General features: G+C 48.8%; 18 protein-coding genes. 14 read left to right on the forward strand and 4 right to left on the reverse strand.

Translation table 11 applies throughout. The features are described 5' to 3' along the window. Window positions 1-141: 141 nt before the first annotated feature. The 12 genes from M2137_RS13690 to M2137_RS13745 all read left to right on the forward strand — a co-directional run bounded on the left by M2137_RS13690 (window position 142) and on the right by M2137_RS13745 (window position 16,797). A complete protein-coding gene (locus tag M2137_RS13690) occupies window positions 142-714 on the forward strand; it encodes a 4Fe-4S dicluster domain-containing protein (protein ID WP_280767015.1) in 573 nt (190 codons plus the stop codon). 240 nt (window positions 715-954) lie between these two features. After that, complete coding sequence (locus M2137_RS13695; RefSeq protein WP_280767016.1) at window positions 955-2,217, forward strand: 4Fe-4S binding protein; 1,263 nt, start codon at window positions 955-957, stop codon at window positions 2,215-2,217. A gap of 2 nt (window positions 2,218-2,219) precedes the next feature. Next, window positions 2,220-4,046, forward strand: a complete 1,827-nt coding sequence (locus M2137_RS13700; RefSeq protein ID WP_280767017.1) for a PQQ-binding-like beta-propeller repeat protein — start codon at window positions 2,220-2,222, stop codon at window positions 4,044-4,046. 1 nt (window position 4,047) lies between these two features. Beyond that, on the forward strand, window positions 4,048-6,435 hold the full coding sequence (locus M2137_RS13705; protein ID WP_280767018.1) for an NAD(P)H-dependent oxidoreductase subunit E: 2,388 nt from the start codon (window positions 4,048-4,050) through the stop codon (window positions 6,433-6,435). Further along, window positions 6,426-7,409 carry a 2Fe-2S iron-sulfur cluster-binding protein gene (locus M2137_RS13710; protein ID WP_280767019.1) on the forward strand — a complete coding sequence of 328 codons (984 nt, stop codon included), beginning with the start codon at window positions 6,426-6,428 and terminating at the stop codon, window positions 7,407-7,409. The genes M2137_RS13705 and M2137_RS13710 overlap by 10 nt, the downstream gene beginning before the upstream one ends. After that, a complete protein-coding gene (locus tag M2137_RS13715) occupies window positions 7,406-8,551 on the forward strand; it encodes a PQQ-binding-like beta-propeller repeat protein (RefSeq protein WP_280767020.1) in 1,146 nt (381 codons plus the stop codon). Before M2137_RS13710 ends, M2137_RS13715 begins: the two co-directional genes overlap by 4 nt. Before the next feature lie 11 nt (window positions 8,552-8,562). Continuing rightward, a complete protein-coding gene (locus tag M2137_RS13720; protein ID WP_280767021.1) occupies window positions 8,563-9,234 on the forward strand; it encodes an ABC transporter ATP-binding protein in 672 nt (223 codons plus the stop codon). After that, window positions 9,231-12,338: an ABC transporter permease gene (locus M2137_RS13725; protein ID WP_280767022.1), complete on the forward strand. Its 3,108-nt coding sequence runs from the start codon at window positions 9,231-9,233 to the stop codon at window positions 12,336-12,338. The genes M2137_RS13720 and M2137_RS13725 overlap by 4 nt, the downstream gene beginning before the upstream one ends. A 241-nt stretch (window positions 12,339-12,579) precedes the next feature. Further along, the gene (locus M2137_RS13730) at window positions 12,580-13,545 is read left to right on the forward strand and encodes a radical SAM protein (protein ID WP_280767023.1); all 966 of its coding nucleotides are present in this window, start codon (window positions 12,580-12,582) and stop codon (window positions 13,543-13,545) included. Window positions 13,546-13,656: 111 nt separating this feature from the next. Next, window positions 13,657-14,985 carry a PQQ-like beta-propeller repeat protein gene (locus tag M2137_RS13735; protein WP_280767024.1) on the forward strand — a complete coding sequence of 443 codons (1,329 nt, stop codon included), beginning with the start codon at window positions 13,657-13,659 and terminating at the stop codon, window positions 14,983-14,985. A gap of 39 nt (window positions 14,986-15,024) precedes the next feature. Next, entirely contained in the window at window positions 15,025-16,035 is a 1,011-nt protein-coding gene (locus M2137_RS13740; RefSeq protein ID WP_280767025.1) for a histidine kinase, read from the forward strand. A gap of 6 nt (window positions 16,036-16,041) precedes the next feature. After that, window positions 16,042-16,797: a LytTR family DNA-binding domain-containing protein gene (locus M2137_RS13745; RefSeq protein WP_280767026.1), complete on the forward strand. Its 756-nt coding sequence runs from the start codon at window positions 16,042-16,044 to the stop codon at window positions 16,795-16,797. Between the two features lie 27 nt (window positions 16,798-16,824). Here the strand turns inward: M2137_RS13745 and M2137_RS13750 are convergent, their stop codons facing one another. Beyond that, complete coding sequence (locus tag M2137_RS13750) at window positions 16,825-17,586, reverse strand: TSUP family transporter (protein ID WP_280767027.1); 762 nt, start codon at window positions 17,584-17,586, stop codon at window positions 16,825-16,827. Window positions 17,587-17,756: 170 nt separating this feature from the next. Then, complete coding sequence (locus M2137_RS13755; RefSeq protein WP_280767028.1) at window positions 17,757-18,008, reverse strand: hypothetical protein; 252 nt, start codon at window positions 18,006-18,008, stop codon at window positions 17,757-17,759. Between the two features lie 575 nt (window positions 18,009-18,583). On the opposite strand from M2137_RS13755, the gene M2137_RS13760 reads away from it, so the two are divergent. Both M2137_RS13760 and M2137_RS13765 read left to right on the forward strand, forming a co-directional pair. Next, on the forward strand, window positions 18,584-22,156 hold the full coding sequence (locus M2137_RS13760) for a family 43 glycosylhydrolase (RefSeq protein WP_348538036.1): 3,573 nt from the start codon (window positions 18,584-18,586) through the stop codon (window positions 22,154-22,156). Between the two features lie 380 nt (window positions 22,157-22,536). Continuing rightward, a complete protein-coding gene (locus tag M2137_RS13765) occupies window positions 22,537-23,745 on the forward strand; it encodes an MFS transporter (RefSeq protein ID WP_280767029.1) in 1,209 nt (402 codons plus the stop codon). A gap of 112 nt (window positions 23,746-23,857) precedes the next feature. On the opposite strand, the gene M2137_RS13770 is transcribed toward M2137_RS13765, so the two are convergent. Continuing rightward, complete coding sequence (locus tag M2137_RS13770) at window positions 23,858-24,433, reverse strand: PepSY-associated TM helix domain-containing protein (RefSeq protein ID WP_280767030.1); 576 nt, start codon at window positions 24,431-24,433, stop codon at window positions 23,858-23,860. Further along, complete coding sequence (locus M2137_RS13775; RefSeq protein WP_280767031.1) at window positions 24,405-24,941, reverse strand: hypothetical protein; 537 nt, start codon at window positions 24,939-24,941, stop codon at window positions 24,405-24,407. The genes M2137_RS13770 and M2137_RS13775 overlap by 29 nt, the downstream gene beginning before the upstream one ends. Between the last annotated feature and the right edge of the window lie 60 nt (window positions 24,942-25,001).

Genomic DNA, 25,001 nt, shown 5'->3' on the forward strand with positions numbered 1-25,001 from the left:
GGTTAAAACCGACGGCAATTGATCACAGCAATTAATCACTGAGCAATATATTTGTTTTATTCATTGATCAATTGCCGTCTGCTTTAGCTGACGTGTAAACCCATATCCAAAGTTTACACGTTTTTTTATTTGTGTGTGATTATGAAGCAAAAGAACGAACATAAAAACAGCCCCATAGCGCGCCGGAGGTTTCTGCGGCTGTTCGGGTCGGCGGTGGCGGGGGGAAGCATCCTGGCTGTTACCGGCGGGCTGATAGGGAAAGCACGGGGAGAAGAGGCTAGCCTTTACTGGCAGATCGACCCGCAGAAGTGTACTCAGTGCGGACGCTGCGAGACTCATTGCGTATTGCCCATATCGGCCGTGAAATGTATCCATGCCAATAAAGTATGTGGATACTGCGATTTGTGTGGCGGCTATTATCGTTCCAACGTCAAGGAACTCAATACGGCTGCCGAAAACCTGATGTGTCCGACAGGAGCCATCACACGCAAATATGTGGAAGATCCCTATTTTGAATATACGATCAACGAAGACCTCTGCAACGGCTGCGGGAAATGTGTGAAAGGCTGTAGCTCGTTCGGAAACGGTTCGCTCTACCTGCAGATCAAGCGTGATCTGTGTACCGATTGCAACGAATGTAAAATTGCCACCGTATGCGCATCAAATGCCATCACGCGTGTGCCGTTGAGCGTCGCCTATAAACTGAAGGATTGAACGGTTGATCTTGACTTATTGTAGGAAAATCGATCGAATAAGGATTAGTTAACGAACGTTAAGCGGACTGTTTTCGGCCGAAATACAAAATATCATTTTGATATTTTGGCGGGAGTTTCTTTCCGAAATGGCAGGAGTATTTTTACAAACTCCCGGGAGAAACATTTTTTAACGTATCATATTGTAAAGCAAAAAGGCGGTTTTGCTTACATTTTGCTTTTTAACATTTAGAGATAAATAATGAAGAATTGTAGAAAAATAGGCTTATTGTCTTCCCTCCTTATGGCTGTGGGAATGGCTTTTGCTCAGAACAGGTTTCCCAAACCCGATTTTGAGTCGGGATACCAATACCCGGATATGACCTATCCCATCCCGGATGAGACCTTGTGGACTGCGCTCGACATTTTTCTCCTCATCGCATTGATGAGCTTTGTGGCATGGGCTGTCATCCGAAAGCGCACCCGCAAACCCATTATCTGGGTGTCTATTATCTCGGTCGCTTATTTCGGTTTTTTTCGCAGCGGATGCGTTTGTAGCATAGGTTCTATTCAGAATGTGGCATTGGCATTGGTCGACAACAGCTATGTGTTACCGATTTCCGTTTTCTTATTCTTTATGCTTCCGGTGGTGTTTGCCTTTCTTTTCGGCCGGGTGTTCTGTGCCGGCGTATGTCCGTTCGGTGCCCTGCAGGAACTGGTCAATCTAAAAAACTACCGATTGCCGAAAGCCGTTACAACGGCACTGGGCATGATTCCCTGGATCTACCTTGTTTTCGCCCTATTGTATGCCATCACTCGTAGTAGCTTTATCATCTGCCGCTTTGACCCCTTTATCGGGATATTCCGCCTGGGCGGAGATATCGGGCTCATCCTTTTCGGCGTTTTATTGTTGATTACTTCTGTTTTTATCGGAAGGCCGTTCTGCCGTTTTCTTTGCCCTTATGGTGCGCTGTTGAGCCTCTTTTCGCGGGTATCGATCTGGAAAGTGGAGATCACCCAAAAGCCCTGCATCAATTGTGAACTTTGCCACCATGCCTGTCCGGTGGATGCCATCCGGGCGCCCTACGACAATAAAGTGAAAGAAACCCGCCTGGAGGGAGTGAAACGAATTATGCACTACTGCATCGTCCTGCCGTTGATCATTGTAGCCGGAGCTTTTCTGATGCAGTCGTTCAGTGGCCAGCTTAGCCGGGTGCATAAAGAGGTGAAACTCTATGATATGGTGATGCAACACGAAGCCGATCCGCAGGATATCCTCTCGGTAGAGCTCGAAGCTTTTTACGGGCAGGGAGGCACATTGGAAGAGCTAACGGAAGCATACAACGCGGTGCAGGCTGATTTCAGACTCTATGCCGCGATTGCCGGGGCATTGATCGGATTGGTGATTGGTCTAACCTTGATAAGCCTCTCCCTCAAACGCACCCGCACACTCTATGAGATAGATCATGCCGCCTGCGTAGCCTGTGGCAAATGTTTCAGCTATTGTCCGCAAAATAAAATATGAACATGAAGAAAGCGATCCTCAGAAATATAGCCATTGTTTCGGCCATCTTTATTGTCACCTTCTCGATTATGTTGATCACCAACTATTTCCAGGTGAGAGGCACCACCCCTTTGCAAGCGGAGGTGGTAGAGACATTAAAGGAATTGAACGACCAACAGGCCGGAAACCCGGCTCTGCAGGAGCAGATCCGCCAACTCGACCTATTGGCGCGGAAAGCCTATTTCGTGCGGATGGATCATCTGATGACAGGTGTTTATATCCTGTTGGGTATGTTGGCGGTATTTATTATTTCTGCCCGTTTCTATTTTGCCCATGAGAAAGAGATCCCCGGCAAAGAGATCGACCCGATCGATGAATGGGCCATTAAAACGCAAGCCCGGAAATATGTTGTCTGGGCAGCGGTCGGACTGGCGGCTATCGCACTTATCATGGTAGTGATGACTTCTCCTTATCTTCAGAAACCACCAAGTGGGGAAGAAAACAAGGAAACCGAGATGATCGTTCAGGCAGTGGATGCCGATGAGCAGGCGATGCCTCAGGAGGCAGTAACGGAAGAGGCGATACCGGATGCCCCGACAGAAGAAGAGGAGAAGGAATTCATAACAGAAGATACCACCTCTCAGGATATAGAAGCTGAAGCGGTAGAAGCACCCGCTGTCGAAGCGGCTCCGCAGCCTGTTGTATCCAAAGTGACCCATCATGCCTTCCGTGGGAATCAGTCCAACGGCATTTCGTCGGCAAAAGGCCTGCCGGCACGATGGGATCTCAGTAATGGAACCCATATTGCCTGGCGACAGGAGGTGCCGCGTAGGGGATATAACTCCCCCGTGATAAGCGGAAACCGGGTATTCTTCTCCGGAGCGGACGAAGAGGCGCGCGAGCTTTATTGTTATGACCTCACCACAGGTGAAAAACTATGGACGCTGACTGCTGCCAATATTCCGGGATCGCCGGCACAGATGCCCCAGACAACGGAAGACACCGGGCTGGCAGCCTCAACAGTGGCTACCAACGGGAACCAGGTCTGCGCCATCTTTGCCACAGGCGATATCATCTGTGCCGATATGGAAGGCCGGCAACTCTGGGCCAAGAACTTGGGCGTTCCCGACAATCATTACGGATATGCCTCCTCCCTCCTTATTTTCGGTCAGACGGTTATCGTGCAATACGACAACCGAAACACCCCGAAAGTCATGGCATTCGACCTGGCTACGGGGGCGGAACGGTGGAGTAAAAGCCGTACGGAGAAAGTAACCTGGAGCTCTCCAATCATAGCTTCTGTAGGCAATGCTTCGCAATTAGTTCTGATGGGCAATCCGGCTATTACGGGTTATAATCCCCAAACCGGCGAACAGCTCTGGCGGGTGGAATGCCTTAGCGGCGAGGTAGGTTCCAGCGCCTGCAGTGCCAACGGCATTATCTTCGGAGCAAGCGAGTATTCCAAACTGGTGGCTATCAATGGTGCCGACGGCAGCCTCTTATGGGAAAGTGTTGAATACCTGCCGGAAGTGTCCAGTCCCGTTGCCACCAAAGACAACCTCTACCTGGCAACCAGCTACGGGGTGGTCGTCTCCTTCGATACACAAACGGGGGAACTGCGTAAGGAACATGAGCTGAACACCGAATTCTATTCTTCTCCGGTCATTGCGGAAGGCAAAATATACCTGTTCAGCAACGATGGGAAGATGCATATATTCGCTGCCAACGACGAGTTCAACCTGATCGATTCATTTGAAACCGGAGAGAGAACCTTTGCGACTCCTGCCTTTACCGATGGCAAGATCGTGGTACGGACTGAAAAGAGTATTTATTGTGTATCAGCAAATTAATATGGCTTGCAATTGCGAAAATAATATAGGAGAATCCAGAGAGGCGATGATCGACAGGGTCGATGCCCTGATCGATCGTATCGGCAGATCGCGACAGGTTATTATTCCTTTGTTGCAGGCCTTGCAGGATGAATTCAGCTACCTGCCGGCGGAGGCGATCGATCGCATCTATGAACGGACGGAGATCGACCGGGCGCAACTCATCAGTGTCTCTACCTTCTATTCCCAGTTTCGCCATATCCCTTACGGGAAACACCTGATAAAGGTATGTACCGGAACGGCCTGCCATGTGAAAGGTGCCGGCAATGTGTATGATTCTTTCCGGCGCGAACTGAAAATGGAAGAGGATTCCATTACCACTTCCGATCAACTCTTCTCCATCGAAAAGATAGCCTGCCTGGGCTGCTGCACGTTGGCGCCCGTGGTGCAGATCGACGAAAAGATATATGGTCATGTGCTCCCCGGAAAGGTCAACGAGGTGATTGAAGATTTCCTGGCAAACGTAGAGACAGCGAGCGTTGCGTCAGCGCAAAATAGCAAACAGCAGGTGGCCGGTGAGATACGTCTTGGCATGGGTTCGTGCTGTCAGGCAAGCGGATCGGCGGATATTTATAAAGAACTGCAAACAGCCTCCAACGATCTGGCTATCGATATCCATATCAAACCGGTCGGTTGTGTCGGCGTATGCAACAAAGTACCTCTGATCGATGTGGTATTGCCCGACGGGACAATCACCCGCTATCCCAACGTGAAGGCAACCGAAATAAAAGAGATACTGCACCATCATTTCAAACCTGCCGGACGATTAAAGCGATTGAAGAACAACTTGTTCAATCATATAGACACCTTCCATACGGATATAACCTGGGACAATGTGATCTGGAAGCCGGAAGAGGAACGAACCGGGGTGATCGATAGCTTTCTTAACGGACAGAAACATATTTCCACCGAGGGCTATGGCTTTCTTGCTCCATTGAATATCGAGGAATATATCGGGCACGGTGGTTTCAAAGGACTCCATAAAGTGCTTTCGACTCCCGACAGACAAGAGGTGATAAACAATATCCTCGCCAGTGGTATCCGCGGCCGCGGTGGTGGCGGATTTGCAACAGGGAAGAAATGGGAAATCGTTGCCGCCTCCGGTCAAAAAGAGAAATATGTTATTTGTAACGGCGATGAGGGCGACCCCGGTGCCTTTATGGATCGGATGATGCTGGAGTCCTATCCGTTTCGTATCATCGAAGGCATGCTTATCGCAGGTTATGTGGTAGGAGCCAATAAGGGTATCTTCTATATCCGTGCCGAATATCCGCTGGCGGTAACGCGTATCCGCAAAGCTATTGAATTATGCCGCGAGCGGAACCTGATTGGCGAGCGCATTGCCGAAAGCGATTTCTCGTTCGATATCTCCATATTCGAGGGAGCCGGGGCTTTTGTCTGCGGGGAAGAGACGGCCTTGATCGCTTCTATCGAAGGAGAACGCGGGTTTCCCAAACAGCGTCCACCCTACCCCGCCGTAGAAGGACTGCATGGTAAACCCACGCTTGTGAATAATGTGGAGACATTGAGTCAGATCCCTTATATCATCCGTAACGATATTGATAACTATACTAAAATAGGTACTGAAAGCAGTAAAGGCACCAAAGTGTTTGCCTTGGCCGGAAAGATCCGTCACGGCGGACTGATTGAAGTGCCGATGGGTATCACATTGAACCAGATCATCGAGGAGATCGGCGGTGGCGTAGAAGGCGGCGAGAAACTAAAAGCCGTACAGATCGGAGGCCCGTCGGGCGGGTGCATCCCGGCTCATCTTTGCGATGTGCAGGTCGACTTCGACGCTTTCAACCAGATGGGCGCCATGATGGGATCGGGCGGATTGGTGGTATTAAGTGAAAATGATTGCATGGTCGATATGGCACGCTACTTCCTGAGCTTCACCTGCGACCAGTCGTGCGGCAAATGCACCTTCTGCCGGGTAGGAATCCGCCGGATGCTCGATATGCTGGACAAGATATGTAGCGGAAAAGCCTCCATGGAAGATATTGACAAACTGGAGGAATTGGCTTTGAACGTAAAGAAATCATCTCTTTGCGGACTGGGAAAGACAGCCCCGAACCCGGTTCTTACCACGTTGAAATACTTCCGTCATGAATACGAAGAGCATGTGAACGGCCTTTGCAAAACAGGCACCTGCAAAGAGATGGTACACTATGTGGTTACCGATGATTGTATTGGCTGCACCAAATGCGCCAAAGCCTGTCCGGTAAACGCCATACCCTATACTCCTTATGAGATACATACGATAAACGTGCAGGATTGTGTATTATGTGGTCTTTGTATCGATGAATGCAGTTACGATGCCATTAAAAAGGTTCCATTATGCAGATAACAATAAACAATATACCGGTAGAGATCCGGGAGGGCGAAACCATCCTGGAGGCAGCGCGGCGCATAGGATATACCATTCCATCCCTTTGTTATGCTCCCGGGGCACGCCACAAATCATCCTGCATGGTATGTGCTGTCAGAAACAGTGCCAACGGACAGGTAATCCCTTCTTGCACCACCTACCCGACCGACGGCATGCAGATAGATACGGAGAGCGATGAGGTGAAACTGATACGCACCCTTTCGCTCGAACTCTTATTGAGCGACCACAAAGCCGATTGCGAAGCGCCCTGTTCGATGGTTTGCCCGAAAGGATTAGATGTGGAACGTATGCTCAGCCATTACGATGCCGGAGATCACGAAAAGGCTTTCCTGCTTATTGCATCTGCTTTTACGCTTCCTGAAATAGGCTGTGACAACTGTAAAGTCCCTTGTGAAAAAGCATGCCGAAGGGGATCGATCGATACGTCGGTGTCGATACGGGCGATTATCAAAGAGGTGGTAGATGGGGCTAAACCGTCGCAAGCTACAGTGGAAAAGTTGGATGCTTCGGTGAAGAACGACAAAAACACCTTCTATTCCCGCCTGGGCAGATTCACCCCCAAAGAGAAGGAGCAACTGAAAGAAACAGTCACCACTCCATCCCGCTGCCTGCATTGCGCCTGTGCCGGACGAAGCAAATGCAAGCTACGCCTCTACGCCACGGCGGAAGGAATCAAGCGCCCGCGCTACGATACCTCTTCTACCCTTCCGGTGATGGAGAAACAACATATCGCCGGAGACCTGTGGTTTGAGCAGGCAAAATGTATTCGTTGCGGACTCTGTGTTTATAATAGCGACAACGGCTTTACCTTCAAGGATCGGGGATTCGGCATGCAGGTCGTCTTGCCGGAAGAGAACCGCGGAAACATCCGTCGGGAACTGGCAGATTTATGTCCCACCGGAGCTATCTACTTAAAACAACAACCCAAATGAAACAGTTAGTGTCCCTATTCATAATCAGCCTGTTGGTTGCCTGTTCGTCCGGAACCGACTCTTCCGGTTCGGGCAGTATGGACTGGAAACTTTTCCGGGGAGATCCTGCACTGAGCGGACATACCGAGACATCTCTTCCTTCGAAACCGGTATTGAAATGGAGCTACAAAGGAGACGCCCGCACTGTCTCTTCGCCTATCGTAGATAACGGCACCACCTATTGGAGCGATAAAAGAGGACGCATAAAAGGAGTTGATATAAATGGGCAATTATGCTTCGATTACGATCTCAAAACAGCCGTAGAAGCCACTCCTATGATCTACGATTCAACGCTCTATATCGGGCGAATCGATGGCTTTATGACAGCCATTTCACTGGCTCGTCAAGATATGCTCTGGAGTTATGAAACAGAAGGACAGATATCCGCTTCGCCCAATCTGTTGAAGTTTGCCGACCGGAAAGCGATTGTGTTTGGCAGCTATGATAATTATCTCTATTGCCTCGACGCGAAGACAGGCGAAATACTAAATAAATTCGAGTCTGGCTATTACCTCAACGGCGCTGCCGCCTTGTGGAAAAATCATGTCATATTCGGAGGATGCGATGCCTGGGTGCGCATTATCGATTGTAAAACGGGCGTTCAGACCGACTCCTTGCAACTGGAAGCCTACGTGCCGGCCTCTCCGGCTATCATGGGCGATTACTGCTACATCGGCGATTACTCCGGAAACATCTACAAATTAATGCTTGAAAACGGAAAGATCATTCGACACAAAAAGATGATATCCGAAGACAGTGAAAACGCGTCGTTCGTCTCTGTTCCGGCCATCTCAAGCGATGCCTTCTACTTCTTTTCCGGCGAGAGATACCTGCATGCTAAAAGTCGCATAAACGGAAAATTGAACTGGAAGTATATGTTGAAAGGGAATGTGGGCGAAAGCTCTCCGGTGGTATGCAAGGATAAGATACTTGTATGCACCAAGACAGGCATTGTTTCTATCCTGAATGCTGACAATGGCGAACTGCTTTGGGAATACGATACCGGCGAACAGATTGTCGGATCGCCTGCCGTTATCAAGGATCATTTCATGATATTAACAGCGAAGGGGACATTACTTTGCTTTGGAAAAGAAAATAAATAATTTATCACACTATGCCATTAGTCCAATTATCCAATATACAGAAAAGCTATCGCGACGGTGAAAACCGGTTGAACCATGTGCTTCGTGACGTGAATATGGAGATAGAAAAAGGCGAATTTGTTGCTATCAAAGGCCGCTCCGGTTCCGGCAAAACGACCTTATTGTCTATTCTCGGCACGCTATTGCCGGCCGATTCGGGTAGTTACCGATTGAACGGATTCGAAATGAAGACAGCCATGGTGAACCATGCGGAAATAAGAAACAGGCAGATTGGCTTCGTCTTTCAGGATCATCGCTTGATGCCACAGCTCACCGCCTTGGAAAATATCTTATTACCTACGTTGGCTACCAAAGCGAAAGCGACGGCAGAAGAGACCGATTATGCCCGCCAACTGATGGAAATAACCCGGATCGCATCCGTTGCCAGGCAGTATCCGCAAACTTTATCGGGCGGAGAGGCAAGCCGTGTAGCCGTTTGCCGCGCCTTGATGATGAAGCCTTTACTGTTATTAGCCGACGAACCGACCGGGCAACTCGATATAGAGAACGCCCGAAACATGGCCGCTCTGTTGACCGAGATCAACAAAAGCCTGCAAACAACCATTGTGATGGTGACCCATTCGGATGAAACATCGGCCGCTGCCCATCGTACGTTTACATTAAAAGAAGGCATCCTGCAATGAATCTCTCCAGACTGATACGAGCCAATATCTCTTTTTTCACTCGCTATTACCGGCTGGTGGCCATCGCGGTGTTGATTACTGTTGCCGTTATGGTCGGTAGTCTGGTGGTAGGCGATTCGGTGCGTACGACACTTGTCAAAAGAGTAAATGAGCGGTTGGGCGATACGGAAACCATTATCTTTTCCCGAAATTCATTTATGGACGAAGCCTGGCTGGATGCCTCGCTTTGGGGAGAGTCGGCCAAAGGCTTTCTACTTACCAACGGGTTTATCGCTCAAAATGGCAAACTAATCCCGGTTTTTGTGTGGGGAACCGACGAATATTCACTCGCCAAAGGAACCGCCAAGCCCAATCAGGCATTGGCAAAAGAGCTGGGCGGAGAGGCTATTTCAACAATCATTCTCCGCTTGCCGGCTACGGGGCTGATACCTTCGGGATCGCTATTTGTTACGGAGAATTATACCAGCAGTCTCCGCCTCGATTTCGGCGGCATTGTCGAGGCAGAACAGGGAGGCAATCTCAGTATGAAGAATGAGCAAACTATCCCATTCAATCTGTTCGTGAACCGCGAAGAGCTGGCCGAAGCTATGGAGACCGTCGGAAAAATAAACCTGATACTTACTCCTAAAGAAATTACATCCGACGAACTGAACCACGAATGGAATTACCGTATGTCCGGATTGTCTGTCAACCCCCGGGAAGGCTTCACGGAAATCCTCTCCGACCGTGTCTTCCTGCCCGAAGAGGTGACCCATACGATCAGGAGGGACAACGCCGGAACGAACCGCCTGTTTTCCTATCTGGCCAATTCCATCGAGCGGGAGGGCGTGTCTGTTCCTTATTCCTTCGTGACGGCGATGGATCGCTTTCAGGGCGAAACCTTAGGGAAAGAGGAAATCATCCTTTCGGACTACACGGCCAAACGCTTACAAGCAAAACCCGGAGACCATATCGAGGTGAGCTATTTTGTTTCACAAGATCTGAAAACCTTAGTAACCAAGAAAGTAAAATTACGCGTTAAGAAGATCGTTCCGCTTGCCGTCCTGCAGGAAGACGAGACCCTGAGCGCCGACTTCCCCGGCCTGTCGGATGTCGAACGATGTACCGACTGGGACAGTGACCTGCCGATCGATATGGACCGGATCACCGATGAAGATGAAAAATATTGGGAGCTCTATCGGACTACTCCGAAAGCAATTATTGCCTACGATGCCATAGCGACCGATTGGAGCAATGGCTACGGCAATGCAACTGCCCTGCGGATCAACGATAGGAACCCTGTATTCTCGGCGCTTCGTGCCGAGATGTTCGGCATTCAGGTGATTCATCCGCGTGAAACGGGGCTTTACGCCGCGAAGAACGGTGTTGACTTTTCCAGTCTGTTTCTGGCTCTGGGTTTCTTTATCATTGTATCGGCCATACTGTTGATGCTTGTTCCGCTCTCAGAGATGCTCTGGCAACGGCGAGAAGAGATAGCCCTGTTGCAATCGCTGGGCTTTAGCCGCCAACGGATTTCCCGGATACTTTGGAGGGAATCGGCACCGGTTGTCTTATTATCCTCCCTGATGGGCGTCATCGCCGGGTTGCTCTATACCACCCTGATCATGTGGCTGCTTGGAAATGTATGGAAAGGAGCCACCCATACGGATGGTTTTGCCGTGTATCCCGGGGCGATGACTATCCTTATCGGCTTTATTATAGGCGTTGCCCTTTCCTTGGGACTATTGTGGTGGCGGATCAGGAAATCAATTATTCCCGCTCGGACGCAAGGCATGACATCTCTGCCCCCCACCAATGCACGGGCGCAAGGCATGGCCTCCTTATTGGCCATTGGCATGATCGTGATCAATCTGTTCTTCCTGCACAATGTTATTCTTTTTGTGGTGGCGGGAGTTATTCTGATAGGGACTGCCGCCTTATGGGGCGACTACCTGATTCGCCGCAACGGATCCGCCTCAACGCCCCACTTTCAAGCCGGCAAAATGATCTGGAGTGCCCTATTGGCTAACCGCAAACAGGCGTTATTATCCTTCTTTGCCCTTTCGACCGGCGTATTCATTGTCTTCTCGGTCGGCCTCAACCGCAAAGGTTTTGCCGATAGCTCGCAGATACGAACCGGCACCGGCGGCTATTCCCTCTGGTGCGAAAGCAGCGTTCCTGTATATCATAATATGACAACAGCGGCAGGAAAAGAAAAACTATCGCTGACCGGACTGCCGGGGGATGCGCAAATCCTGCAATGTCTCCGTTACGGGGCAGACGACGCGAGCTGCCTGAACCTGAACAGGGTCACCACCCCGACCGTATTAGGTGTCGATATGAATGGCTTACTGGAAAGCGATTTTCAGATCGAACAAAACATCTGGTCAAGTGATAGAGATGCCGTTTTCAAACGCATGCAAACAGCGACCGATTCGGTCTATCCGGCACTGATCGATGCAACCGTATTGACCTGGGGATTGATGATGAACCTCGGCGATACCCTCCATTATGAGAACGACAAAGGGCAGACAGTCGCCATACAATTAGCCGGCACACTTTCCAATTCCATCTTCCAGGGACATCTACTGGTTGACCGTCGCCATTTTTCACATATTTGGCCCGAAACAACGGGGAGCGAGGTATTTCTGTTGAAAGTAAATGAAACGGAAAAAGAAGAGGTCAAAAACCTGCTGTCGCAGGCATTAAACGAATATGGCGTGCGGGTTTCGACCACCAACGACCGCCTCCGCCAGTTCAACACCGTAACTGACACCTACCTGACCATCTTCCTCACCTTGGGCGGATTAGGACTTCTGTTGGGCATTATGAGTTTCATTATTGTCGTTCGTAAAAACCTATCCATGCGCCGGCCGGAAATCGACCTGTACCGTACGTTGGGTTTTACCGACCTACAGATAGAAGAGCTTCTCTACCGCGAGAACCGATTGGTTCCGCTGTACGCCATTGCCACGGGGGTGATAAGTTCGCTGGTTGGCGTAAGCCTCAACTTTATGCATACAAGCGTATGGGTGTGGCTACTTGCGGGACTCTTTACCGCCTTTTTTGTAATAGGGGTGATTGTCTTTATCCGGAAATCTGTCCGGGAAATTCTTCAGGAATGAGACGAAAAACCCAAAACACAAGTGTAAGCAAAAAGGGCTCGTTTTGCCCAAAACGAGGCACTTTTGCTTACACTTCAAATGTTAACAAATACTAACTCCCGGGAGTTTGTTCGCAAAGTCCTGCCTTTTTGGAAAAATTCTCCCGCGGAAATAGCAAATTGTCAAATCGCTTAGCGGAGCGTAAAGCAAATGATATTTTGAGCCAACCCGATTCCGGATGATTAAATTAAATATTTACAAGATGAATGCACTACAAAAAATTAAATCAACAGACTTTCATTTGTCTGAATACGAAATAGTCGACCTGTTGCGTATAGAGGTTCTCAGCAAAGAATTCTTTGAATTGCTTGCCGTCTCCAACGATCGCTCCCGGCAGAAATTCGGCAACCGCGGGTATGTGTTTACCCAGATCGGAATCAATGCCGAGCCCTGCCCGATTAATTGTAAGTTTTGCTCTATGGGAGCCGCCCATTACTCGATGGACTCTCAATGGGAAAAGACGGCCGGCGAGATCTGTTCACAACTGAACTGGTTGCAGGAGGGCTATTTCGACGACTTTTTCCTGATGACCACCGCTGATTATCCGCAGGATAAATTCCTATCGGTAGGCAAAGCCGTCAAACCGTTACTGCGAAAGGACCAGCGATTAGTAGCTAATATTGGTGATTTCGATCTGCAAACGGCTCTCCAACTGAAAGAGGCCGGCTTTACCGGTGCCTACCATATCAACCGCCTGCGCGAAGGCATCGATACAATGGCCGATCCCCAAGAGCGCGAGGCAACCCTTCGCGCCATACAGGAGGCGGGCTTGGAACTCTATTATTGTATCGAGCCGATAGGTCCCGAGCATTCCTATGAAGAGATAACAGCCGAGATCCTTCGTGCCAAAGAATTGAATATCGGAGTGATGGCCGCCATGCGCCGTACAGCCGTGAAAGGGACTCCCTTGTATGAACAGGGACAAATATCCGCGCCCGAACTGACAAAGATTGTTGCCGTGACCAATCTCGTGGTCGATCCCTCCCGCGCCATGAACGTACATGAACCCATCCAGGCCGCTCTTATGGCGGGTGTCAACCAATTATATGCCGAAGTGGGCGCCAATCCACACGATACCGACAGCCACACCGAACAAAACCGTGGGTTCACACCTGCCGCTGCCTGGAATATGCTTAGGGAATTTGGCTATCTGCCGCCGGTAGATTGATTATCAATCCCTTCCCTTTTCGTTTTGCCCCTTCTTTTTTTCGCTTTAACGGGAAAGAGAAGGGGTTGAATTTGAATTTGTCCTATTTTTATCATAATAAAACAACAACACATGAAAACGAAGTCTCTTTGTATAGTAGTTATTGCTTCTATTTTGTTCTTCTGCCCGTCTATCAAGGCGCAGGATTGGCCTCAGTTCCTCGGCCCCGACAGAGATAGCAAATCACCCCAGAAAGGGTTGTTAAGAAGTTGGCCGGAAGAAGGTCCGGAAGTATTATGGGCCGTAGAGGTAGGCGTAGGATATGGCGGTCCTGTTGTGAAAAACGGCAAAGCCTATCTGCTCGACCGGGATGAGGAAACAGGAGATATTATGCGTTGCTTCAACCTGCAGACCGGAGAAGAGCTCTGGAGATACAGCTATGACGCTCCGGGAGACATTCCTTTTCCGGGTTCACGGAGTGTGCCGGTAGTCGACGATCGCCATGTGTACTCCTGTGGTCCTTACGGCGACCTCTATTGCTTCGACGTCAAAACCGGGAAGCCGGTGTGGCAGAAAAACGTATGGACTGATTTCGGTGGCAAAACGATTCCTTTATGGGCCATTTCGCAATGTCCGGTGCTTTACGGCGATCTGCTTATTGTGGCTTCACAAGCTCCCGAAGCGGGTGTTGTGGCCTACAACAAACAAACGGGGGATGTAGTATGGAAAACGCCTAATCTCGGCAATGAAAGCTATGTGAGTCCGAAAATTCTGAAGATCCATGGGGAAGATCAGGTCGTATGGCTCACTTCCTCTACCAATACGTTTCAGAACCGCGACGCGGAAGTGACCAAAGGTAATGTGGTCGGACTGGATCCGCATACCGGCAAAACACTCTGGCAATACAGCAACTGGGATTGTCATATCTCCGTAGCCTGTCCGGTGGTTACTGCAGACAACAAACTACTGATTATCGGAGGATACGAGCGTGGAGCAACCATGATACAGATAAACAAAAAGGCTAACGGCAGCTTCGACACCACCGAACTCTTTACGACACTGGAGTTCGGCGACCAGACAAAGCCACCCCTCTACCACGATGGACATTTCTACGCCATGTATCGTACAAATCAGAAACGCGACGGGCTTGTCTGTATGGATATGGAGGGAAATATCAAATGGAAGACCGGACGTAATCCCAACTTCGACCGCGGTAGTATGATCCTGGCCGATGGGCTACTGTTGGCAACCGACGGACTGAAGACGCTCTATCTGATAGAACCCAGCCCGGAAGCCTTTAAGATGATCTCAAAAGCTGACGTTCTGACCGAAGGCGGTGCCGGCGAGGGGATGGCACGCATGGGTGGTAGCACACAGAATTGGGCGCCTATCGCGTTGGCCGACGGCAAACTATTGATCCGCGACCAGGCTAAAATGGTTTGCGTAAAAGTGGTACAATAATCTAATTAGGATGTTATCTTTGTAAAAACAAGATGTGTCATGAAAATATTAGATAATTATAGTGCTTTCAAATTATGTCTGATCAGCTTTGTCAGTGCGGTGTTTATTGTCTATCCGGACATTGCCTGCCTTCCCTGGGAGCTTAGTTTTCTTGATGAATCGAAACATGCTACCCATTGGACATTTTTCTTTATCCGCTATTTCTTCTTTGTCGGATTGATATGGGGGTTGTTGATCTATAACCTGAATAAAATCAAAAATCTTTGTTTCCAGCAGCGGGCATGGAGGACGTTCGCCATTACGGCTGTAGCCTACGGCCTGTTTGTGGTTTTCATGTGTGTTTGGCACGGGAAGGCGTGTGGCTTTGGAAGTATACTGCTCTTCCAGTTCTTTGTGGTGTTTATTGTTTGCACCTTTGTGGGGCATGTCTTTATGTTGTATCATGTGCAGCGAAAGAAAGAACAGGAGATCGAACAACTGAAAATCGAGAACCTGCAAAGCCGGTGTGACGCGCTGGCCAATCAGATCAACCCGCACTTTTTCTTCAATTCATTGAATAGCCTGACAGCCTTGGTGCGCAAGAAAGAGGATGAAAACACCCTGGCTTTTGTAAACAAACTATCCGATGTCTTCCGTTACATCCTGCAAAGCGATAAGAAAGGACTGGTGCCATTGGCCGATGAATTGGAATTCGCCCAATCCTTCCGCTATATGATGGAGGTTCGTTTTGCTAACAAACTTGTTTTCAACATCGATGTAAGCCCGGAAAAGCAGAATCTCAAGCTGCCGGTATTGTCTATTCTGCCCCTTATCGACAATATCGTCATACATAATACGATCGATAGCGAGCATAAGATGGAGGTCTCCATCTACCTCAACCAGGACGACGAGCTGGTGATTACCAACCCGATATACCCCAAACTTTCTCCCTCGGAGACCAATGGAACCGGATTGAAGAACCTGGAGAACCGCTTCGCCCTGCTTATGAACAAACAGATCCGCATCGAAGACGACGGAAACACCTATACAGTCTACTTACCACTCAAATAACATCGTATGAAAATCCTGATTGTAGAAGACGAAACCGTTGCATACGAGAATCTGATCAATATCATTGCCGAGATAGATCACAATATTGAGGTAGTGGGCAATACCGAAAGTATCAGCCAGACCGTTCACTGGCTACAGACCAACCCGGCACCCGACCTGATCCTGATGGATATACACCTCTCCGACGGCTCAGCTTTTTCGATCTTCGACAGCATACAGGTAGAAACAGCGATCATATTCACCACGGCGTATGATGAATATGCCATCGAAGCATTCAAAGTAAACAGTGTGGACTATCTGCTTAAACCCATTAAAACAGATGAGTTGACCCGTGCCTTGCGTAAATTCAGTAAATGGACAAGAACCGAAGTGGTTGAATACCTTACACGAATGACGCAGGTCAATCCCTCGCCCCGCTACAAAGACCGCCTGTTGATTCAGGTGAGGGATAAACTGATCCCCATTGACCTCAAAGAGGTGGCCTGTTTCTATACATCCGATAAAAACACAAAGATCTATATGAAAGACGGTTCCTCCTACCCCTATACGAAGCCCCTCGAACAGATATCACTCAATTTAGATCCGAACCAATTCTTCCGGGCCAACAAACAATTTCTTGTCGCCCGCCATAGCATCCAGAACATCACGATCTGGTTCGACAACCGCCTGCTTGTCAACCTTTGTATCGACACCCCGGAAAGAATATACATTAGTAAAAACAAAGCCTCCGAGTTTAAAGCATGGGTTGTAACCCAAGCGTAGTTTTGAGGCGTTAAGAGAAAGAGGGGATCAGGCAAATATATCCCACACCAATTTGATCATCAGAAGAGTTAACACCAGTATCAGTATCGGGCGAACGATCTTTTGCCCATTTTTAATCGCCAGACCGCTGCCGATATAATGACCGGCAATGGCACACAAGGCAGCGGGAATCCCCACAACAAACAGAATTTTGCCCTCTATGAGAAACACCACTAAGGAGGCAAGGTTGGATGTCAGGTTCACCAGTTTGGCATTCCCCATGCTGGTCAATAGGTCAAAACCAAGGACTGAGGTATAAGCCAGAATAAGAAAAGTGCCTGTTCCCGGCCCGAAGAAGCCATCATAGCCCCCGATCACAAAGCCGATCACGGAAGACAGAAAGATGATCCGCCCTTTTGATAGCTGTTTCGGTGTGATCACCGCCAGGTTCTTTTTCTTAAACACAATGAAAGCAATCACCGGTACCCCGGCAATAAGTACGTACTGCAATATTTTCGCCTCCATATAAACCGCAATCTTCGCACCGATAGCCGAGCCGATCAGGGCAAAAATAACCGAAGGGATAGCACTGGTAAGGTTATAGCTCTTATTCTTCACAAAGCGCATGGTGCTGAAAAAAGTGCCGATGCAACTACTGAACTTGTTGGTTCCCAACGATAAATGAGGTGTCAGTCCCGCTACATTATACGAAGGCAGGGAGATAAGTCCGCCGCCGCCTGCAATGCTGTCGATAAAACCACTGATAAATATCAGCGGACAAAGAATAATCAGTTGTTCAATATAATCCATCTGCGATTAGAATAGGTTGCCCCCGGCGTGAAGGGACGTTACAAATGTACTAAGTTCTATCAACACTACCTGCTCAAACACCCCGGTTTTTCAATAGCTTTTCGTCGACGACCATTTGATTGGTTACATTTGTAAATTGTCATCACCCGATAAAAGCGAATAGAGTCTGGCTAAAGGCGATAGCCTGTGCCGTATGCCTGAGAGATCCATAAGCCAAAAAAGCGGTCGTACACCAGATAGAGGGATCCCTCTTTGGTGATCAGTTCTTTTTCAAGTAATTGTTTCACGGCTGACTGCACGGAACTGGCAGAGTTTAGTGCATGTTTTTTAATAAAGTCACCCGAAGTGATCTCCGCCGCTTTCCCTTCTTTGGCAATGGCAAAAAGAACCTCTTTCTGGCGTTCGGGCAGCATCGAAAGCATACCTTGATAAATAGTTCGGTAGGATTCGACGGCGGCATGGAGCAGGTTTGTAATTATTGGTTTGAGATTATTGGGTTTGTAATTATTGCAAATATAATAATTACAATCTAAATAACGGCCTATTTCGAAAACTTTCCATTTTTACGATTTGTAATTTCGACAGGACTTTTTTGGGAAAAAGGCGGGACTTTTTTGACAAACTCCCGGGAGAAACATTTTTTAACGTATGGATTTGTTACAAAAAGGGCCTTTTTGCTTACAATCGCTATTTTGAGGTTTTCTCAAAAACGCCCTCTTTTCACATCATAAAAAAGATAATAGAACTGAAATTTGATTGTTTATTTCAGCCGTATAAGCCAGGGTCATGCCTCCCGTCTCAGGATAAGCACTTTTTAGGTTAAAAAAGAGACTACATTTTAACATGTGTAACATGAGCAATGATTTATGTAACATGAGGAAAGATCGGCCAAAGGGATATGTGGAAAGATGTAATTCAGGCAAAGATGCCTGTTATAGGATGCTACTGTTTCCGGAAGATTTATTTGTTCCTTTACAATGAAAAAATCTTATAAAATATGAAGGAACAAAACAGAGTACTATTGACCGGACTCCTCTTGTTGTGGAGTATGATGATTCATGCCTGGCCCGGAATGCCCACCCCGCGCCTCCACGTAGAGGGGCGTTACCTGAAAGACCCACATGGCAACACCGTAAACCTGCATGGCTTTGCCCAGACCTATAGCCCTTACTTCAACGAGAGAGGACAATATTGGAACAACTACGATGTGGCCGGCTGCCTGCGCTATAATAAATCGATGATCGACGGCATTATGGCGGCCGATTGGAAGATGAGTTTTCTGCGCTTGCATATGGATCCCTACTGGAGCAGCGAACCGGGTTGCTCGGGACGATACGAAGGCGAAGAATGTTTCAGCGAAACACGCTTCCGCAAATACCTCGACGAGGTGTTCATTCCCATGGCCGAATATGCGATCTCGAAAGGATTGTATGTTATCATGCGCCCGCCGGGGGTTTGTCCTGAAGAGATGGGGAAAGGCGATGTGTACAATGAGTATCTGTTGAAGGTATGGGATATTGTCTCTTCACACCCTAAGATAAAAAGTATGGAGGCGGTGATGTTTGAGTTGGCCAACGAACCGATACGCATCCGGTTGGCCGATGGAACCGTCGGCGCTAACTCACAGCCCCACTTTGATGTATTGAAAGAGATATTCCAACCGATCGTCGACCGCATTCGGGCAAATGGTTTCCACAATGTGCTCTGGATACCCGGATCGGGCTATCAGTCGCAATACAAAGGTTATGCCGTGAACCCCATCGAAGGGGAGAACATCGGCTATGCCATACATATCTATCCGGGATGGTTCGGAAGCGCCAACGGCTATGCCGAGTTTAAAAAGGAATGGGATGCGAATGTGAAACCCGTGGCCGACTTCGCTCCCATCACCGTGACCGAAATGGACTGGGCCGATGAGAAATACGAGGCTTCGTGGGGAAAAGGACATACCGGCACAGCCGGAGGAGATGGCTTTGGCGCCAATTTCAAGAAGATCACCGACGACTCGGGCAATGTGAGTTGGCTGATCTTTACCGATGCCAACCGATTGGCACAATTCTCACCCACGCCGCCTGCCCAAGGTGTACCCTATACCTTTTTGAACGACCCCGAAGCCTGTCCCTGGCCTGCCTGGCATTGGTATCAGGAGTATGCAAAAACAGAATATCCGCGCCCGGCATTCAGCTATCAGTCGCATAGCGATAATGGCGACGGCACATTCACCAATCCGGTGATCCATGCCGATTTCCCCGATCCCGACGTGATCCGTGTAGGCGATGTCTATTATATGGTGTCGACTACCATGCACATATTCCCCGGAGCCACCTTATTGAAATCCTACGATCTGGTGAACTGGAGTTATTGCAGCAACCCATTGGAACTGATCGAATCGAGCGACGCTTACAACCTATTGAACGGCAAAGATCGCTATTCACAAGGACAGTGGGCATCGAGTCTGAAATATCACAACGGGAAATTCTATATCCTCTTCAATACCCTGTCCGAAGGGGGCTATCTGCTTACGGCTACCGATCCAGAAGGGCCGTGGGATCTGCGCCATCTCACGAAAGGCTTTTATGATCCGGGCTTGCATTTCGACGACAATGGGAAGGTCTATGTGGTACATGGCATCAACACATTGACCATGACCGAACTGGATAAGAACTTCGAAGCCTTGAACGAGCAGGAGGTAGTTAGCCGTCCTAACACCGGACTGGAAGGAAGTCATCTGTATAAGATCGGCGACTACTATTACATCTATGCCACCTATGGCGGATGGCCTGCTTCGCAAACCGTATTCCGTTCGACCAATATCTTCGGTCCTTACGAAGAGAAAAAGCTGTTGGACGAAGAAAACATTCACCAGGGTGCGCTTGTGGAGACCCAAACCGGCGAGTGGTGGACCATGTTGTTCTACGACAAAGGACCTTATGGCCGCCTGCCCAACCTGCAACCTGTTAGCTGGACAGACAACTGGCCGGTAATCGGGGTGAACGGAACGGCGGTAAAAACCTACCGGAAGCCCAACGTAGGAAAAGAATACCCCATCACAACGCTGCCAACCAACGACAACTTCCGCAACTACAAACTGGGCATGCAATGGGGATGGAACCACAATCCCGATAACGCCAACTGGTCGTTGTTCGAAAACCCCGGCCATCTCCGATTGAAAACAGGTGCTGTTGTTTCCAACCTGCTCGAGGCACGCAACACACTGACCCAGCGTGTCTTCGGCTATCATTCGTCGACAAAGAACTCCTACGGAACCATCAGTCTGGACATATCCCACATGAAAGAAGGCGACATCGCCGGATTAACGGTATTTCAGGATCCGTATGCCTATATAGGCATTCAGATAGAGAACGGACAGAAGAAGTTAATCTGGAAGAAATGCGAAATAGAGCAGGCAGAAACCGTTGCCGATGTGACCCAAACAGAGGCCATCGATTGCGGATCGAAAATCTATCTGCGCGCCGTAGCCAACTACGGAACAGGCAAAGCCCGCTTCTATTACAGCACCGACAACTCGACCTATCTCCCCTTTGGCGATGAATACACCATGCAATTCAAACTGTCTGTCTTTGTAGGAATCCGGTTTGGCATTTTCAATTTCGCCACTGCTCAAACAGGCGGTTATGTGGATGTCGACTGGTTCAGTACCGAAGAGACGTTCGAAGAGTCGACCTATTACGACGATTCCTTCACAGGCTATACCGAAGACGAGATCACCATCGACAAGATTTATACCGACAGCTCTGTGATCGACCTGTTGATCGGCACCAGCCAGACACTCAAACTCTCGGCACGCTTTAAAGACGGGCATACGGAAAACATTACAACACAAGCCACTTATACCATCTCCGAAGGAAAGGTAGCCTCGATTGCCAACGGTCAACTGATTTCGATAAGCGAAGGAACTACCACCGTTACCGCCAGCTTCAGCGACCGGTTGGGCAATACACAACGTACTACTTTCGAGGTGGCGGTACATACCTTCCCCTTTATCAGCGGCTTATTTAATCCGTCTATATTTGGCAACGGCACGTTCGACCAAGCTACCCGCACCTTAATCACCAGCCAATGGGGAGCGGGAGGCTGGCGTTATAGCAATGGCGTCGACTTGTCGGCGTTCAAATACTTAGTGGTAGAACTCGATGCCGTGCAAGACTGCGGAACGGAACTTCGTCTTTTCGACGAAAACTCCTACTGGAGCTCCTGTGCCAGCTACCGGTTCGACGGGAATCTGCGCGTGGTGGTCGACCTCCATGCCATGCGTAAAGGCGAAAATGCCAACCAGGTGTGCGATCCATCCCATTTGTATTATATCTGCTTCTGGTCGCATGGCAATAGACCGATAGACTTTAAAAAAGCCTATGTAACCAATTCCGACAATTACGAAGACCCCACCGGAATAGAAAAAGATATTCTTCCACAGGAAGACCTGCCGGTAGACGTGTACACCATAACCGGTATAAAAGTACGCTCACAGGTTTTGAAGAGCAAGGCTACGGAAGGCCTTCCGGCAGGCATTTACATCGTTGGCAGAGAAAAAGTGATGGTCTTGCGATAAGACTACTTATTCATATTAATCAACCGAAGGGTACCTCCTTCAAAATAGCGGCTGTCTTTGTGAAAGGCAGCCGCTTTGTTATTTGTTTCATTCGCTATTTTCATTACAAGAGCATGATGATCTGGTTATCAGAATGTTTTTCTCGGAATGATTTGGAATTTTGTATTTATTTCATAGATTTGTGGCATCAAATTATTTTATGAATTATATCCATAAACCAATGGCAGGCATTTATCGCACAAGATAAGACCGTGTCCGGACAACCTTCCTCTCCGGCCTGATGCGTGTACCGTTACTACACGTGTCCCTTTCTGTTAGTATTTATTCGTATTGTTTCATGATGAAATACGCATCGGGCGTATGGTCAAATTCGTGTATGTATGGAAAATTGGAAAAAAGTTTTTGCCATTATATGGACAGGGCAATTCCTGTCCATTCTGACGAGTATTCTTGTCAATTTCGCAGTGATCCTCTGGATCAGTATGGAAACCGGTTCGGCTGAGATGCTGGCCTGGGCGGCTATTGCGGCTATGTTGCCACAGGCGTTATTGGGTCCTGTGACCGGGGTGTTTATCGATCGCTGGAACCGGAAGGCGATTATGATCCTGGCCGATAGTTTTATTGCTTTCTGTACGATTATTATGTCGCTTCTCTTCTGGCTCGAGGTGGCCGAGATGTGGCATATCTTCGTATTGCTTGCCTTTCGTTCGGTGGGCTCGGCGTTCCACATGCCGGCGATGCAGGCATCCATTCCCCTGTTGGCTCCCCAGGAGCAGTTGACGCGCATTGCGGGGGTTAGCCAGATTATCGGTTCGGTCGGGAATATTGCCGGACCGGCTTTGGGGGCTTTGTTTATTACGATATGGGATATGGAGTATGTCTTATTGTTGGATGTAGTTGGCGCCGTTGTGGCCTGTCTCTCTTTGCTTTTCGTACATATCCCCAATCCGGAGAAGGCAGAAGGGCATACGCCTCATGTATTCAAGGAGATGAAAGAGGGGCTTATGACCGTTTTGCGAAGCCGGGGTCTGAGTTGGATCTTCCTGTTTTCTATTCTGGTCACCCTCTTCCTGATGCCGGTCAGCGTGTTGTTCCCCTTGATGACGCTGGAGCATTTCCAGGGAAACGCCTTCCAGGTGAGCCTGATCGAGGTGATCTGGGGCGTGGGTGCCCTATTGGGAGGCGCTGTTATGGGGGCGAAGGTCTATAAGGTGAACCGGGTGGTATTAGTCAATCTGATGTATCTGTTGATTGGGGCTACGTTTGCCCTGTCGGGGGTCTTATCGCCGAATGGCTTTGTGTTGTTTGTTATCCTGACAGCCATTGCCGGCGTGTCGGGTGCGGTCTACAACTCCTCCTTCACGGCGCTGGTGCAGACCCATATCCGGCCGGAAGCCCTGGGACGTGTCTTCTCTATGTTCTACACCTTCAGTATTATCCCCTCGCTGGTAGGGCTTGTTGGGATAGGGTTCTTTGCCGATAGCCTGGGCGTGACGACCAGCTTCATTGTTTGCGGGGTTATTATTATGGTTGTCGGAATTGTCTCCTTCACTACCCCTTCTGCCATTCGGTTGGATAAGAGGGAGTGAGAGGAAGTCAGAAGTTAGAGAGGTTAAGTCGATATAAATATGAAGCCAGGCAAAATGCATAATTTGCCTGGCTTCTTACTTCTTAACTTCTCTGACTTCTTAACTTCTTCTTTCACGAAAACAAAATATACAATATCGGAATCAGTATACCTATCAGCAGGTACCACTTGCCGCGTCCGCCGAGGCCATTCTTTCCTTTGACCATAATCAGTCCGGAGAGGGCGAAGAAAATAAGCGCGCCGGCAAAGAAATCCGCCATCGGGCTCCATCCTTTCACTTTGTTGTAGTGCAGGCGGTTGATCCAATAAACGAACTCACGCTTGGTGTACTTCTCATATTCCGCAGCGCCGCTCTTTTTATTGTAGACACCTATCCCGCTTTCCAACAGAAGGCGGTAGTGTTCGTCGTCGACCTTTTGCACTTTCCGCAGCGCGGGCAATCCTTCCTGCCCGTTCCAGGCAGCCGTTACCCCTTCATTATCGAGCGAAGGCGAAAGGGTGATCGAGCCTGTTTCCGTACGGAAGGCCGGATCTTTCCCGTCCATGTGGTTCAGTAAGATGCCGGAAATAGCATACACCAGGCTGAGCCCTACCATCAGATAGCCCAGGTCACGATGGAGGATACGCGCCCACTTGGTGAGTTGTTTGTTGAATGTTTTTTTAGTCGACGATGTCATATTCTTGTCCATCCAGGTAGTAGATAGAGTAATGATCTTTGTTGTTGGCCTTCATCCACTCCCGCATGTCGTTGATATTGCTCAGTTCCGCTTCACAAGTCTCTGCCGAACCATCCTCTTCCGTCATTTTGGCTTCGGTATCCTTCTCCATCTGATCAATGTATTCTTTGCTCAATTGGTTTTCCTGCAGGATGCCGGTTACCTCCAGCTCAGAGCCTATCAATTCTTTGTTGAAGCTTTCGATTTTTCCTGTGGCTTCCACACGCATGGTTACATTCTCATTGTCGCCAACAAGGAAACATCTCTTGCCGGAATGGGCGCAGGTGTGTGTCACGCTACCGCGTACTTTCACCGTTTTTCCAACCAGCTGGTCTGCATTGGCCAACAGGTCGTCCAGTTTATACACTTCGGTGGTTACTTCCGATTTAGTTGCTTCGGCGCCATTTGCCTGTTCTGTTTTCTTGTTTCCGCATGACAGCAATAAGCAGGAAACCATCACTAACATAAATAACTTCTTCATACCATTTTTCTCTATTTAGGTTTTTTACAAAATAATTTCTCTTTCTCCCGCTCGGCCAAG

The sequence above is a fragment of the Parabacteroides sp. PFB2-10 genome (assembly GCF_029893085.1).
Taxonomy (GTDB): domain Bacteria; phylum Bacteroidota; class Bacteroidia; order Bacteroidales; family Tannerellaceae; genus QVMG01.